The sequence below is a fragment of the Ruegeria sp. AD6 genome (assembly GCF_056542325.1).
The window spans coordinates 1,279,963-1,294,673 of record NZ_JBQFZQ010000001.1 but is presented as its reverse complement, the minus strand read 5'-3'; the positions used below and the strand labels follow the sequence as shown (position 1 = coordinate 1,294,673).

Here is a 14,711-nt window from a genome sequence, read left to right as displayed (position 1 = left end):
TGGCTCTCCTCGTCGGTTTGGCGCCCACTGAACGCCCGGTTGCGGGTTATTTGCGTTCGGCTCATGTGGCAGGTGGAGGTGCCTGTGTCAAGTGTGGGAGCGAGGGGCGCTGCCCCTCGCGCTCCCCGGGATATTTTTGGCCAGATGAAGAGGGATCCGGGAATTGCACTTGGGGGTAGGGCGTGCATGATGCTGCAAAAGGAATGAGGGTTTTATGGCAGCAACGAATTTTCTGGAGACGGCGCAGGGGCGGCGGTTGGCCTATCACAAAAGCGAAGGCGCGGGGCCGACCATTGTTTTTTTGGGTGGGCTGAAATCGGATATGGAAGGCACCAAGGCCGTGCATTTGGAAGCTTGGGCAAAGGCGCGGGGGCAGGCGTTTTTGCGGTTTGATTATTCGGGGCACGGAGAGAGTTCCGAAGCGTTTACCGATGGCTGCATTGGGGATTGGCATGAGGACACTGTTGCGGCTGTATCGGGTCTGACCGAGGGGCCGCTGATCGTTGTCGGGTCGTCCATGGGGGGGTGGCAGGCTTTGTTGCTGGCGCGTGCCTGCCCCGAACGCATTGCAGGAATGGTCACTATCGCCGCTGCCCCGGACTTTACCGAAGATGGTTACTGGTCGTCCTTTAGTGATGAGCAGAAGGCGGCGCTGGAGACTTTGGGTCATGTCGAACTGCCCTCGGATTACATGGAGCCGTACATCATCACTAAAAGGATGATCGAAGATGGCCGACAGCGTTTGGTGCTGCGATCACAACTGGACCTGCCATTTCCAGTGCGCTGTCTGCACGGAACCGCAGATACCGCGGTGCCCACAGAAACGGCTGTGCGACTGCTCGAGCACGCAACCAGCCCGGATCTGCGCCTGTTGCTGGTCAAGGATGCGGACCATCGATTCTCGGACGGGCCTTGTCTGGGATTGATCGAACAGACGGTTCTTGAAGTGATGGGGGAAGGCTGATGCGGCGTTTTGGATGGATTTTGGGGCGTCTGTTGTTGGCACTGGTCGCGGTGGGTGGTCTGATCTACTGGTTCGGACCGCGGGAAGAGGTAAACCTTCATCCGAGCTTTGATGCAGGAAAGTTCGGCGAGGGTGTTCAGGTCTATTTCGAAAGCACCGAGTCCGCTTTTGACGACATCGTTCCCGGTGTTGAAAAACGTGTGATCTGGCAGGATGGATTCAAGGAACAGCGCACGCCCTATTCGGTACTGTATGTGCATGGGTTCTCGGCCAGTTCCGAGGAAATCCGGCCGGTCCCTGACAGGGTTGCCGATGCGCTGGGGGCCAATCTGGTCTATACCCGCCTGCAAGGCCATGGGCGCGATGGGTCTGCGATGGGCGATGCAACCGCCTCGGGGTGGATGCAGGACATGGCAGAGGGGTTGGCCGCCGCGCGGGCCGTGGGGGACAAGGTGATCGTCATGTCGACCTCGACCGGGGGCACACTGGCTGCGGCTGCCGCGCGTGATCCCGAGCTGAGTGCGGATGTTGTTGGCATGGTGTTTGTGTCGCCCAACTTCGGCGTTAACACCCCTGCGGCCTTTATCCCCGGCCTGCCTTGGGCGCGGGAGTGGTTGCCGATTCTGATGGGGGAGGAACGCGATGTATCCGGCCCGGATCCGGAAAAGAACAAATACTGGTCTTCGGTCTATCCTTGGGAGGCCGTGGTGCCCATGACAGTTCTGGTTGAAACGGTCTATGCGCTCGATTTCTCGGACGCTCTGGTCCCGGCCCTGTTCTGGTTCTCGGATGACGATCAGGTCGTTCGCCCCGACCGGACTCATAAGGTGGCTGAAGCTTGGGGCGCTCCGGCAACGGTTGAGTTGGTCACGATGGGGCCGGGCGATGATCCGTCATCCCATGTTATTTCCGGTCGCTTGATGTCACCCGGGCAAACAGACGCGACGGTTGCCGGTATTCTGGATTGGCTGAAAGGGTTAGGGGTTCAATAGCCGCCCTTGCCGTTTCCGATCGGAGCCGATGATGCGTAAACCGGCCAGTATGTGGAGCCTTGAGACGCTGGGCCGTGTGCGCCTGTCGCGGCATTTCTTCATGCGGGACTTTCTGTATTCCGAGATTGGCAATTTTCACGAACGCCAGAACATCCCCGACAACCCGGATCTGGCGATTGAGACCGGGCGCGCCTTTTGCCAGACGCTGCTTGACCCGTTAGAGGAAACCTTTGGCCGAATAGCAGTGCGGTCCGGCTATCGGTCGCCGTCGCTGAACCAATTCGGCAATGAAAACAAACTGAACTGCGCGCGCAATGACAACCCTTTGGAATGTCACATCTGGGATCGCGGCGAGGGCGCGGCGCGGATTGCCGGGGCCTCGATTGTGATCCCGTGGTTTGCCGACCAATACGAACAGGGGCGCGATTGGCGCGATCTGGCGTGGTGGATGCATGATCATCTGGACTATTCCGATATCTGGTTCTTTCCCAAACTCTGCGCTTTCAACCTTGTCTGGCGGCCTACGCCGATGCGTCGGATCGACAGCTATATCGCGCCCCGCGGATGCCTGCTGCGGCCCGGAGCCGAGCCTGAGGAAACACTGGCAGCCCGGCAGGCCCGATATGCTGATTTTCCCAGTTTTCGCGGCATCACCTACCCGTGAAGTTTCGCTTGCCCGGTCGCGGCAAAACTCTCATTCTGGGGGAAAACGAAGGGGTTCGGATATCCGAACTGATGGAGGCCCCGCGTGATCGAGCCGTTGGTGTTGTTACCTGGTTTTATGTGTGACGCTCGACTGTTTCGCCCGCAGATCGACGTGCTGTCGCGCGAACGGGCCGTGACTGTTGCCCCCATTTCACTGGGAGAGCGGGTCGAAGAAATTGCATCGAGCCTATTGGATCAGTTGCCGCATCGGTTTGCGCTGGCCGGGCTTGCCCTGGGCGGTGTGGTTGCGTTGGAAATCATGCGGCGCGCGCCGGATCGGGTGTCGCGGCTGTGTCTGATCTCGACCGATGCGCAGGCCGACACGCCGCAAATCGCGGCTGCACGCGAAGACCTGATCATCGGGGCGCAGGCGGGGCGTCTGGATGAGGTAATGCGCAAGGTCGTGGGCTCGGACGCGCTGGCGCCGGGTCCGCAACGGATCCCGATCCTGAACGATCTGCTTGCGATGGCGGGTGATCTGGGCCCCGAGGTTTTTGTGCGGCAGATGCGTGCCTTGCAAAGGCGACCGGACCAGCAAAGCACCCTGTGCCGGATCAAAGCGCCCAGTCTGGTCTTGGGGGGAAAGCATGACACGCTGACCCCTGCGCGCAAACTCGGCTTTATGGCAGACATGATCCCGAACGCAGATTTGCACCTGTTGGACAATGCAGGGCACTTGCCGACGTTAGAGGAACCGGGCGTTGTGACCAATGCGATGCAAAGCTGGCTTCAGGTGCCGTCCAGACCCCGCTACGGGTAAAGCGCGTCGCGTTCGGATTTGTCGATCAGTTTGGGGGGCACCACAGGTTCGCCTGTCGCCGGGTCGAAAAACGGAGTTTTCTTCCAACTGCCGGACAGACGGGATTTGGCAACACGTCGAACCAAACCGATGATGGCCGGGCCAAGCCCCTCGTGCTTTTGCTTGCCGTTGGGCTGGGGAATGAACCCGCGCGTTGTGATCGGACCAAGGGCCGAGTTATCGGCGATCCGGGCGGCGATCACACCGGCAAATGGGAATTTTGGTCCGCGTGGTGTGGTCGCAAGCGGCACGTTGCAGCATTTGGCATACCAGCGCAACATGCCGTTGGGGCTGAGTTTCATTGCCGCCAGATGTTCATGGCCGGTTTCGATCACAAACTCTTCGGGGGCGATCTGGAAAACCTCAACTGGACCGGGGGCTGGGTCGGGCTGACCGAAATACAACTGGGCCGCGCGGCAATCATGGCAAAAGCACTCGGCATGCGTGGCGAGGCGCGCACCGTCACGCGTGATGCGGCCCGTCAGCTTGCCGCACTGGCAGGAAAAGGCGAGATCGGTTGCGTCGCTCTCGCCCATATCAATCACGCGACCTTGTTTCGGTTCGCGGCGCGGCGCTGTGGTTTGCGGCTGTTTTCATTCATAAAATCAATCACAAGCGGGCGAATGTTGTCGCGCCAGCTGCGCCCCGCAAAGATGCCATAATGGCCTGCGCCGGGCTCGACATGGCTGGCCTTTTTGCTGTCCGGCAGGCCGGTGCACAGGTCCAGCGCCGCGATGCACTGACCGGGGGCCGAGATGTCATCATTTGCGCCTTCGACGGTTTTCACGGCAACATCGGTGATCTTGCTCATATCGACCTTGTGACCGGCCACAACAAATTCGTTGCGCGCAATCTCGCGGTTTTTGAAGACACGCTCGACCGTGGACAGATAGAATTCCGCAGTCATGTCCATGACGGCCAGATATTCATCGTAGAAGCGGTTATGCGCGTCGTGGTCCGAGGCCTCATCCCGGATCACCCGCTGGATCTGGTCCGAAAAGGCTTTGGAGTGTCGCTCGGCATTCATCGACATGAACGACGCCAGTTGCAGCAGGCCCGGATAGACCATGCGACCGACGCCTTTGTACTTGAACCCGACCCGCTGGATCATGGTTTCTTCCAGCTGACCCATTGTCACCCTGCGGCCGAAATCCGTGACATCGGTGGGCGTTGCATCCGGATCGACCGGACCGCCAATCAGGGTCAGAGTGCTCGGCTGCGCCTTCGGTTCCAGCTCGGCCAGATAGGCTGTTGCGGCCAGTGTCAGCGGCGCGGGCTGGCAAACAGCGACGACATGGGTGTCGGGCCCCAGCTCTTTCATAAAATCGACAAGGTAGAGGGTGTAATCCTCGACATCGAACTTGCCTGCAGACACGGGAATGTCACGCGCGTTATGCCAATCGGTGATGTAGACCTCACAATTGACCAACAGACTTTTGACCGTGGAACGCAGCAATGTTGCATAGTGACCGGACATCGGCGCAACCAGAAGGACCTTCCGCTGTTGCTTTTCCCGCCCGTTTACCTTGAAATGGATGAGATCGCCAAAAGGGCGTTCCAGAACAGTGGTAATGTCGACAAGATGATCTTTGCCGTCCTCGCAGGTGAAAGTACGGATCCCCCAGTCAGGTTTCACGACCATGCGCTGGAAGGTCCGCTCGGTCACTTCGCCCCAGGCGGCCATCCAGCTGAAGCCCGGGTTCGGAACCATCGCAAACAGGGGGTAAGAGGCCATCGCGCTGGCGGTAGAACCAAGCCATTGGTTCGTGTTGCGCATGGTCTCCATCAGGTCGTAGGTCATCATATAGCGCATGGAAGCTGCCTCCGGCGTGTAAGGCTAAGAGTTGTGGACCATTCGCCGCTTTGCCCCCCGACACCCACGACGTTATTCTGCATAGCAGCGAGGTTAGGGGGATATTGTTAAAATGACAACAAGTGAAGACCAAATGCCTGACGTGACTGAAGAACATATTGAACGCCTTAAAGAAAATATGGACAAGGTCGAGACGCTGTCCAAGCGCCTGATCGAGATTATGGCGACAAAGAAGACCCATACCCCCGCTTTGGATGGTCCGAATCAAGTGCTTTTCGCAAGAGCAGCAACAGCCTACTGGGCCGAGGCGTGGCAAAATCCCGCCAAGCTGCTGGAACAGCAAATCGAATATTGGGGAAAATCGGTTCTGAACTTCGCCGAGGCGCAGCAGGCGCTGGCCACGGGGGAGGTCGAGGACGAGCAAAACGCACCCGGAGACAAGCGTTTCTCGAACCCGATGTGGGAAACCAATCCTTATTTCCGCCTGATCCGCCAGCAATATCAGACAAACGCGCAGGCTATTGCGCAGGCTGTCGCCTCGGTCGACGATCTGGGCGACAAGGACAAGCGGCGGTTGCAGTATTTCTCGCAACAGATTGTCGACATGATGGCCCCGACCAATTTTCTGGCGACAAATCCTGACGCTTTGCAGAAGGCCGTCGAAACAGAAGGGCAGTCGCTGGTTCAGGGGCTCGAAAACCTTGTTTCGGATCTGGAGGCCAATGATGGAGAGTTGGTCGTAAAGCTGGCCGACGAGAACGCGTTTGAGGTTGGCGGAAATCTGGCCACCACACCGGGCGAAGTGGTCTATCGCAACCGCATGATGGAGCTGATCCAGTACAAGCCTGCGACTGAGACGGTTTACGAAACGCCCGTGGTGCTGTTCCCGCCCTGGATCAACAAGTTCTATATCCTGGACCTGAAGGCGCAGAACAGCCTGATCAAGTGGATCACGGAACAGGGCTATACACTGTTTGTCGTCAGCTGGGTCAACCCGGATGAAAGCTATGCCGAAACCGGCATGGAAGATTACATTCAGGATGGCTTTCTGACGGCGATCGAAGAGGCCAAGAAGATCTGCAAGGTCAAGCAGGTCAACGCAATCGGCTATTGCATCGCCGGCACAACGCTGAGCCTGACGCTGTCCCTATTGAAGCAGCGCGGTGACAAATCGGTAAAGTCCGCCACTTTGTTCACGGCCCTGACCGATTTCTCGGATCAGGGGGAATTCACCCCGTTCCTGCAAAACGACTTCATCGACGGGATCGAGGAAGAAGTGAACAAAGAGGGCGTGCTGCGGTCCTGGATCATGGCGCGCACGATGTCCTTCCTGCGATCCCGGGATCTGGTTTATGGACCTGCCATTCGCAGCTACATGATGGGCGAGATGCCCCCGGCCTTCGATTTGCTGTATTGGAACGGGGACGGTGCGAACCTTCCGGCAAAGATGGCCGTCGATTACTTGCGCGGCCTGTGCCAGCGGAACGAGTTTGCGGGCGACGGGATCGAATTGCTGGGCCATAAGCTGAAGGTCAGCGACGTCGACGTTCCGCTGATGGCGATCACATGCGAGACCGATCACATTGCCGCCTGGAAAGATTGCTATCGCGGCGTGCAGAAAATGGGCTCACGCTCGAAGACATTTGTGGTTTCGGAATCCGGTCACATTGCGGGCATCGTCAATCCGCCCAGCAAGAAGAAATACGGCCACTACACCAACCCCGAGATGAAGGTGGACTCCGACACCTGGTTGAAAGAGGCGGATTTCCACGAAGGGTCCTGGTGGCCGATGTGGGAGGCATGGCTGAAAAAGCGGTCCGGCAAGCAGGTACCGGCGCGTGACACGGGCGATTCGGATCATCCTGCCCTTGCACCGGCCCCCGGAACCTACGTTGTGGCCAATCCAAACGCCTGATTTCATTTTGAAACTAAAATTTTCTGCATTGCAGCAAAAAATACTTGCAATGCTGCAATGCAGAAACCATATTGTCCTCAAGCTGATGAAAGCCGGGGTGGGCCCGGTTCGGCAAAAAGGATTAGGACAATGGCAAAGACCCAAGACTTTACCGCGATCATGAAAGACGTCATGGGCGCATTTCCGGTAGACACCACCGCAATGGAAGGTGCCTTCAAATCGACCGCAGCCCTGAACGAAAAGCTGTCGGGCGTTGCACTGGACGCGGCTGAGAAATCGGCCGAGATCTCGAACAAATGGACCAAGGACACCCTGGCCAAGCTGAGCGAGATGTCCAAAGCAAAGGCAGAGCCTGCTGACTACGCCAAAGCGGCAACCGACTTCGCAAGCGCGTCGGCTGAAGTTGCAGCTGAAAACCTGGCCGCTTTCGCAGAAATCGCGAAAAAAGTTCAGACCGAAACCGTCGAGCTGCTGATGGCCGCTGGCAAAGACGCTGCTGAAGAAGCAACCGCAGCTGTCAAGAAAGCCACCAACGACGTGACGACTGCCGCAAAGAAAGCAGCCGCCGCCAAGTAAGAACGGCCGCGACAGGCACCTTATCCTCCCTACAGGTGCAATCGCGTTGGGCAGGTCCATTGACCTGCCCTTTCTTTTTGTGCTGCAGTCGCATAACCTGCGCTGCAACGCATCATCCTTGGGGAGGGTACAAGGTGTCGGACCAAGAAAAGCCGCTATTGATCAAGCGCTACGCCAGCCGTCGGCTGTATAACACTGAGACCAGCGATTACGTGACGCTCGAAGACATTGCGGGGTTCATTCGGGACGGGCGCGAAGTTCAGATCATCGACCTGAAAACCGGCGACGACCTAACCCGTCAATATCTACTACAAATCATCGCAGAACATGAAAGCCGGGGCGAGAATGTGCTGCCGGTCAATGTGCTGAACGATCTCGTGCGCAGCTATATGGTGCCGGGCGGGGGTATGATGCCTCAGTTCCTGCAAAGCTCGTTCGAGATGCTGCGCGAAAGCCAAAGCAAGATGATGGAAAACATGAACGCCATGAATCCGATGTCGCAGATGCCCGGGTTCGACGCGCTGCAGGCGCAGCAGCAGGCGTTTCTGAAAGCCATGACCGGTGGTCTGTCCGGCGGCTGGTCCGGACCGGACAAGGAAGAAGAAAAGCCTGAGGCCAAGGAAGATCTGGACGATATCAAAAAGCAACTGGCCGAGCTGCAGAACAAGCTGTCCAAGTTGAACTGATACCACTATCAGAAAAAGCAAGGCCCGCATCGCGCGGGCCTTTTTCGTGTCAGGTGCCGTACACCGGAACCGGGCCCGTCACCTCACCGACCGAGGCCAGCAGGATGTCGGCGATCACATCCAACTCCTCGCGCGTCAGGCGGACGGGAAGGCGCACATCGCAGGCTTTCATCAGCATGTCGCGGGTCTGGGGCAGATCGAATGTTTCGGGCAGGAACTGCCAGTTCCAGAAGGCGCGGGCGTTGTTCTCGCTCAGACCAAAAACCTGAACCTTGACGCCGCGCGCGTCCGAGGCGGCGGCAAAGGCGCGGATCTCGTCCTCATCCAACCCGACCAGATTGAACTGGATCGAATCCGGCGCGCGACGTTCGGGCGCCAACGGGGCAGGGACGTTGATATACGGAGAACCGTTCAGGCGCTCGGCAACATAGTCATGGTTTGCCAGCCCATCTTTCACCCGACGCGCCAGTTCCGGCAGTTGCGGACGGATCACGGCGGCGCTGAGGTTGCTCATCCGCAAGTTATACAGCGGCAACTGGTTCTGCCAGCGGGCAAAGGCCTGCTCCAACTCGGGCGAGTTATCGCCGCGCGGGGTTTTGTGTTTCTTCCAGTTGCTCTCATACGCGCCGGACATGATCACGCAACGGGCCACCAGATCAGCATCGTCGGTGATCAGAATGCCGCCTTCACCTGCATTGATCATCTTATAGGACTGGAACGAGAAGCAGCCGATCTTGCCGATGGTCCCGATGTTGCGACCGTGCCATGTGGTACCCAGCGAATGGGCAGCGTCTTCGATCACCGGGATGTCGCGCGCGTCACACAGCTCCATGATCGCGTCCATATCCGAAGTATGGCCGCGCATATGGCTGATGATGACGGCCTGCACATTGTCCAGCTTGGCTGCGAAATCAGCCATGTCGATGCGATAGTTCTCGGCCACTTCGCACAGAACCGGAATGCAATCCGCATGCACGACCGAGGAGGGCACCGCCGCAAAGGTGAAGCCCGGAATCAGCACCCGCGCATCGCGGGGCAGGCCCAGCGCCTTCAGCGACAGAAACAAAGCCGCCGAGCAGGACGAAACTGCTAAAGCGTATTTAGAGCCCAGAAGTTCAGCAAATTCCGCCTCCAGCAGTGCGACCGGTGCATCCTGTGGTGCGGTATAGCGAAACAGGTCGCCTGATTGCATTAGGGCATCGATGGCATCTCGTGCAGCGGCGGGGATGGGTTCGGCGTCGTGGACGTTGGGGGGCAGCGTCATATTTGGATTTCCCGAATTCTAACTTTCGTTTATTTAAATCAAGCGCGCAGCCCGTGCCAAGCCCCCAATCGCCGGATCGGCAAAATTTCACCAAACTGTCGCAATGGAAAATGGGGTCAGATGCCTAGCCTGTCCCGCATCGCATACCAGGTCATTGCCAGCACCAGCAGCGGGCTTCGCAGGGCGGGGCCACCGGGGAAGGGCAAGGCGGGCACGCGGGCCAATGTATCGAACCCTTCGGCCTGTCCCTGAATGGCCAGCGCCATCAGTTGACCCGCATGAGTCGCAGTCCCGACCCCGTGGCCGGAATAGCCGGAGGCTGACAGAATATTGGGTGCAACCCGCGCAAGATACGGCATCCGGCGCATCGTTATCGCAAGCGTTCCGCCCCAGGCAAAATCGATTTTGACGTCCCGGAGATGCGGGAAAATCTCGGTCATCGGTTTGCGCACCGTCGAGGCGATGTCGGACGGAAACCGATACCCATAGCTTTCACCGCCGCCAAACAACAACCGCCCATCCGCGCTGAGGCGGAAGTAATTCACCACAAACTTCGTATCCGCAACGGCAACGTCCTGAGTGAGCACGCGCGCGGCGTTATCCCCCAACGGCTCGGTCGCGGCGATGAAGTTGTTGATCGGCATAACCCGCGCGGCCACCTTCTGGTTCAGCGCACCAAGATAGCCGTTGCAGGCCAGAATGACATGCCGGGCGCGAACCGCGCCATGCTGGGTGCGGACCAAGGCGGGGTCGCCTTCGTCGATCGCCAGAACCTCGGTGCCTTCAAAAACGCGCGCGCCTGCCATATGCGCCGCCTTTGCCAGACCAAGCGCATAGTTCAACGGATGCAGATGCGCCGCGCCCCTGTCCAGATAGCCGCCTTTGTAAGCAGGTGAGGGGCACAGCGCATGCCCCGCCTCTTCGTCCAGCAACTCGATCTGGTCATAGCCATACCGGTCCGACAAATGGGCAGCGTGGTCATGCAGGTCGTTCTGTTCCGCAACTGACAACCCAAGCCCCGCAACGCCGGGTTTCAGATCGCAATCAATCTTGTGCTTCGCGATCAGGGACTTGACCAGATCCTTAGCGTCTTCGGCCAGATCCCACAGCTTGACGGCATCGTCCAGCCCGACCAGCCGTTCTAGATCTTCCTGATCCATCCTCTGCGCGCTGCCCAACTGCCCGCCATTGCGGCCTGAGGCTCCGAACCCGACACGGTGCGCCTCAAGCAGCACCACATCCATCCCGGCTTCGGCCAGATGCAGTGCTGCCGACAACCCTGTATAGCCGCCGCCAACGATACATACATCGGCGCGGGCCTCGCCCTCAAACGCCGGGAACGGCTCCAACGGATTGGCAGTCGCGGCGTACCAGCTTGCCGGATACTCGGCCTTGCGGTCATTGGAGTAGAGCAGATTCATCTTCTTCTCGTTCCAAATACGGATATCCCGAACGCCTCAACAGGCTCAGACGTTCAGCAAAAGATGCTCACGCTCCCACGGGGAGATCACCTGCAGGAACTCCTCATACTCGGCTCGCTTCACGATGCCGTAGACGCGGGCGAATTCGGGGCCCAGAATGTCATGCAACTCGGTGGCCTCGTCGAACAGATCAAGCGCGTTGCCCATGACCTGAGGGATGTCGCCGTCGCCTTCATACGCGTCGCCATAGAACTGACGGCGGGGGCGTTCCTGCTGGATCAGGCCCAAATACCCGCAGGCCAGCGACAAAGCGATGCCCAGATATGGGTTGCAGTCCATCCCGGCGATGCGGTTCTCGATGCGCCGCGCCTCGGGGCCCGACAGGGGGACGCGAATGCCGGTGGTGCGGTTGTCCCGCGCCCATTCCAGATTGATCGGTGCAGCGTGGTCTTTGACATAGCGGCGATAGGAATTCACGTAAGGCGCCATCACCGCCAGACCAGCGGGCAAATGGCTCTGCAGCCCTGCGATGAAGTGATAAAACGCATCCGTCTCGCCACCTTGCGGGCCGGAAAAGATGTTCTGACCGGTCTCGATATCCGTGATCGAGTGATGGATGTGCATGGCCGAGCCGGGCTCATCCTCAATCGGTTTTGCCATGAAGGTGGCGAAACAGTTGTGACGCAGGGCGGCCTCGCGGATCAGGCGTTTGAAATAAAACACCTCATCGGCCAGCTTGACCGGATTGCCGTGGCGCAGGTTGATCTCCAACTGTCCCGCGCCGCCTTCCTGAGTGATGCCGTCGATCTCGAACCCCTGATGCTCCGCGAAATCATAGATGTCGTCGATCACCGGGCCGAATTCATCCACCGCAGTCATGGAATAGGCCTGCCGGGCGGCAGCCGGACGTCCAGACCGGCCCATCATCGGCTCGATTGATTGGGCGGGGTCGACATTGCGGGCGACCAGAAAGAATTCCATCTCGGGCGCGACGACAGGTTTCCAGCCTTTGTCGTGATACATCTGCACAACGCGTTTCAACACGTTGCGGGGGCTGTAGGGGATGGGCTCTCCGTCCCTGTCATAGGCGTCGTGGATCACTTGCAAGGTCCAGTCACCGGTCCAGGGTGCGGCAGATGCGGTCGTGAAATCCGGTTTCAGGATCATGTCCCGTTCGATGAACCCGTCCTCGCCCGCGGCCTCACCCCAGCCACCAGTGATGGTCTGGTAGAAGATGCTATCGGGCAGGTGGAAATAGGACTGCCGGGCAAATTTCGAGGCCGGAACGGCCTTGCCCCGCGCGATACCGGGCAGGTCCGAGATGATGCATTCCACTTCGTCCAGCCGGTGCCCGTCGATATAGTTCTGCGCGGCCTGCGGTAAGTCGTCTGTCCAATCGGCCATCAGGCCCTCGCTTTCTTCAGGAAATCTGCCATGACCTGCGCGATCCGGGCATTATGATCCGGCGCGGTTTGCCGGTTTGCGGCGGCTTGCATCAGATCATCGGGCACCACGCCCTTGCCGCGTGTGCGCATCAGGCCCGAAACGAAGTCGTTAGTGAACTCGGGATGGGCCTGAACCGTCCAGATCTGATCGCCATAGCGCAGCATCGCGTTCTGGCAAAAGTCATTGTGCCCGGTGACCTCGGCCCCGTCCGGAACCGCGACAACCTGATCCTGATGCCAGGCGTTCAACCAGACTTTTTCGCCGTCATAGTCATATTCTGTGCGCCCCACGGCCCAGCCGCCATCGAATTTCCGGACGGTTCCACCCAAGGCCTGCGCGATGATCTGGTGGCCGAAACACACGCCCACAAGCGGTTTACCACTTTGATGGATTTCGCGGATCAGCGCCTCAAGCCGGGGAATCCACGGCAGATCCTCATACGCGCCATGGCGCGAGCCGGTGATCAGCCAGCCTTCGGCATCCTCTGCACCGGTCGGGAAGTTCCCATCAACGACGGGGTAGCTTTCAAAATCCAGCCCGTGCCCGTCCAGCAGGTCGGGAAAGAGTGAATCGTAATCCCCGAATGTATCCCGAAGCGCATCAGGGGTGTGGCCGGTCTGTAGAATGCCGATTTTCATAAGTCACCAAATTTGATCAAATTCAGAAATACCCGAGTCCCACTCGGCGGGCAAGGGGTCAGACTGCTTCGAGGTAACTCAGCCAGTGCTGATCTTCGGGACGGTCCGCAAAGCGCGCGATTTCCTGCCGCTTGGTCATTGCCATGTTGCGGATCAGTTCGGTCGGGAACAGGCGCGTCATCAGCGGGTCTGTTTCGAACGCGTCGATGGCCGCCGCCCAACTGTCTGCCAGTTGCGGCAAGCCGTCAATCTCGTATGCGTTTCCGGTGATCGGGGCGGGGGGTGACAGGCCGTCTTCAATCCCCAGCAGCGCCGCGCCAAGGACAGCGGTCAGCATCAGATAAGGGTTGATGTCGCCCCCTGCCACGCGGTGTTCGATCCGCCGTGCCGCCGGGGCACCGCCCGGAATGCGAATGGCTGCGGTTCTGTTTTCATAGGCCCAGCTTGCCCCCGTCGGGGCATGCGCGCTAGGCACAAGCCGCGTGTAGGAGTTCCCGTGCGGCGCAAAAATCAGGGTGCTGGCGGGCATAGCGGCAAGGCATCCGGCGACTGCGGCGCGCAGCAGATCGGTGCCCATCGGCCCGCCATCGTCAAAGATGTTCTGGCCGTTCTGATCGAGGACTGAGAAATGCACATGCATCCCGTTTCCGGCGTCATTAGCGTAAGGCTTTGACATGAAGGTCGCGGCAAACCCGTGTTTGCGCGCCAATCCGCGTGTCAAACCCTTGAAAAGCCATGTATCATCGGCGCAACGCATGGCGTCCTGATGGTTCAGGTTGATTTCGAACTGGCCGATCCCGCTTTCGGAAATGGCGGTCTGCGCAGGAATGCCCATTGCCGCGCAACCGTCATAGAGGTCGTTGAAGAACGCCTCAAACGCGTCCATTTCCGCGACGGACAGAACCGCCTCATCCGCCAGACGGTGACCTGTCACCGGGTTGATCGGCGGCTGAGGCTGAGGGCCTGAGGCATCCAGCAGCGTGAATTCCAACTCGGTCGCGGCGACCACGGACCAGCCGCGTTGCGCATAGCGCGACAGGATAGCCCCCAGCGCGTGGCGCGGGTCGCCCGCAAAGGGTGCGCCGTCATCGTCATAAAGGCTCATGGGCACCAGGGCCGTTTCGGCGTTCAACCACGGGACCGGAACCGCGCCGCGTTCAGTTGGCAGCAACACGCCATCGGCGTCGCCGGTTTCAAACACCAGCGGGCTGCCTTCGATATCCGCGCCCCACAGGTCGACATTCAGGGCGGAAAACGGCATCCGAACCGCGCCTTTGGACAGCTTGTCCGCATAGGTAGGTGGCACGCGCTTACCCCGCATCTGCCCGTTCAGATCACAGGCCGCGACGCGGAAATTGTGAAGGGCATTCAGGTCCATTGGGGCCTCCGTTCCTCGGGTTATCCGAGATGTATCGAAGGCATGTGCCCTTGTCACGAAATTTGATCAAATTTTTTCTGGCCGGAAAATTACAATGCCGCGCCGAGTCAGAAC

14 protein-coding genes are annotated in these 14,711 nt (G+C 59.1%); 7 read left to right on the top strand and 7 right to left on the bottom strand.

Annotation, left to right across the window (positions count from 1 at the left end; all coding sequences use genetic code 11):
• Positions 1-214: 214 nt before the first annotated feature.
• The 4 genes from ACR0KJ_RS06325 to ACR0KJ_RS06310 all read left to right on the top strand — a co-directional run bounded on the left by ACR0KJ_RS06325 (position 215) and on the right by ACR0KJ_RS06310 (position 3,421).
• Positions 215-964 carry an alpha/beta fold hydrolase gene (locus ACR0KJ_RS06325; protein ID WP_170449657.1) on the top strand — a complete coding sequence of 250 codons (750 nt, stop codon included), beginning with the start codon at positions 215-217 and terminating at the stop codon, positions 962-964.
• On the top strand, positions 964-1,956 hold the full coding sequence (locus ACR0KJ_RS06320; RefSeq protein WP_480626196.1) for an alpha/beta hydrolase: 993 nt from the start codon (positions 964-966) through the stop codon (positions 1,954-1,956). Before ACR0KJ_RS06325 ends, ACR0KJ_RS06320 begins: the two co-directional genes overlap by 1 nt.
• A gap of 49 nt (positions 1,957-2,005) precedes the next feature.
• Positions 2,006-2,620, top strand: coding sequence for a hypothetical protein (locus ACR0KJ_RS06315; protein ID WP_480626282.1), 615 nt, complete (start codon positions 2,006-2,008; stop codon positions 2,618-2,620).
• A gap of 84 nt (positions 2,621-2,704) precedes the next feature.
• Positions 2,705-3,421 (top strand): alpha/beta fold hydrolase, encoded by a 717-nt coding sequence (locus ACR0KJ_RS06310; RefSeq protein WP_170449679.1) that lies wholly within the window; start codon positions 2,705-2,707, stop codon positions 3,419-3,421.
• On the opposite strand, the gene ACR0KJ_RS06305 is transcribed toward ACR0KJ_RS06310, so the two are convergent.
• Together ACR0KJ_RS06305 and phaZ are read right to left on the bottom strand one after the other, a co-directional pair.
• Positions 3,412-3,996 carry a DUF6151 family protein gene (locus tag ACR0KJ_RS06305; RefSeq protein WP_170449683.1) on the bottom strand — a complete coding sequence of 195 codons (585 nt, stop codon included), beginning with the start codon at positions 3,994-3,996 and terminating at the stop codon, positions 3,412-3,414. The two genes, ACR0KJ_RS06310 and ACR0KJ_RS06305, sit on opposite strands and share 10 nt — an antisense overlap.
• Positions 3,997-4,001: 5 nt before the next feature.
• The gene (gene phaZ / locus ACR0KJ_RS06300; RefSeq protein WP_170449685.1) at positions 4,002-5,273 is read right to left on the bottom strand and encodes a polyhydroxyalkanoate depolymerase; all 1,272 of its coding nucleotides are present in this window, start codon (positions 5,271-5,273) and stop codon (positions 4,002-4,004) included.
• 112 nt (positions 5,274-5,385) lie between these two features.
• Here phaZ and ACR0KJ_RS06295 point away from each other — a divergent pair, with 112 nt between their 5' ends.
• The 3 genes from ACR0KJ_RS06295 (at position 5,386) to phaR (ending at position 8,450) form a co-directional block, all read left to right on the top strand.
• Complete coding sequence (locus ACR0KJ_RS06295; protein ID WP_480626195.1) at positions 5,386-7,188, top strand: PHA/PHB synthase family protein; 1,803 nt, start codon at positions 5,386-5,388, stop codon at positions 7,186-7,188.
• Positions 7,189-7,317: 129 nt separating this feature from the next.
• Positions 7,318-7,764, top strand: coding sequence for a phasin family protein (locus tag ACR0KJ_RS06290; protein ID WP_170449690.1), 447 nt, complete (start codon positions 7,318-7,320; stop codon positions 7,762-7,764).
• Positions 7,765-7,898: 134 nt separating this feature from the next.
• Positions 7,899-8,450, top strand: coding sequence for a polyhydroxyalkanoate synthesis repressor PhaR (gene phaR, locus ACR0KJ_RS06285; protein ID WP_170449693.1), 552 nt, complete (start codon positions 7,899-7,901; stop codon positions 8,448-8,450).
• Positions 8,451-8,499: 49 nt separating this feature from the next.
• On the opposite strand, the gene ACR0KJ_RS06280 is transcribed toward phaR, so the two are convergent.
• The 5 genes from ACR0KJ_RS06280 to ACR0KJ_RS06260 all read right to left on the bottom strand — a co-directional run bounded on the left by ACR0KJ_RS06280 (position 8,500) and on the right by ACR0KJ_RS06260 (position 14,597).
• On the bottom strand, positions 8,500-9,714 hold the full coding sequence (locus ACR0KJ_RS06280) for an aminotransferase class I/II-fold pyridoxal phosphate-dependent enzyme (RefSeq protein WP_170449696.1): 1,215 nt from the start codon (positions 9,712-9,714) through the stop codon (positions 8,500-8,502).
• A gap of 116 nt (positions 9,715-9,830) precedes the next feature.
• A complete protein-coding gene (locus ACR0KJ_RS06275; RefSeq protein ID WP_480626194.1) occupies positions 9,831-11,135 on the bottom strand; it encodes an NAD(P)/FAD-dependent oxidoreductase in 1,305 nt (434 codons plus the stop codon).
• Positions 11,136-11,180: 45 nt separating this feature from the next.
• Entirely contained in the window at positions 11,181-12,539 is a 1,359-nt protein-coding gene (locus tag ACR0KJ_RS06270; RefSeq protein ID WP_170449702.1) for a glutamine synthetase family protein, read from the bottom strand.
• Positions 12,539-13,219 (bottom strand): type 1 glutamine amidotransferase, encoded by a 681-nt coding sequence (locus ACR0KJ_RS06265; protein WP_480626193.1) that lies wholly within the window; start codon positions 13,217-13,219, stop codon positions 12,539-12,541. The genes ACR0KJ_RS06270 and ACR0KJ_RS06265 overlap by 1 nt, the downstream gene beginning before the upstream one ends.
• Before the next feature lie 58 nt (positions 13,220-13,277).
• The gene (locus ACR0KJ_RS06260) at positions 13,278-14,597 is read right to left on the bottom strand and encodes a glutamine synthetase family protein (RefSeq protein ID WP_480626192.1); all 1,320 of its coding nucleotides are present in this window, start codon (positions 14,595-14,597) and stop codon (positions 13,278-13,280) included.
• Positions 14,598-14,711 lie beyond the last annotated feature (114 nt).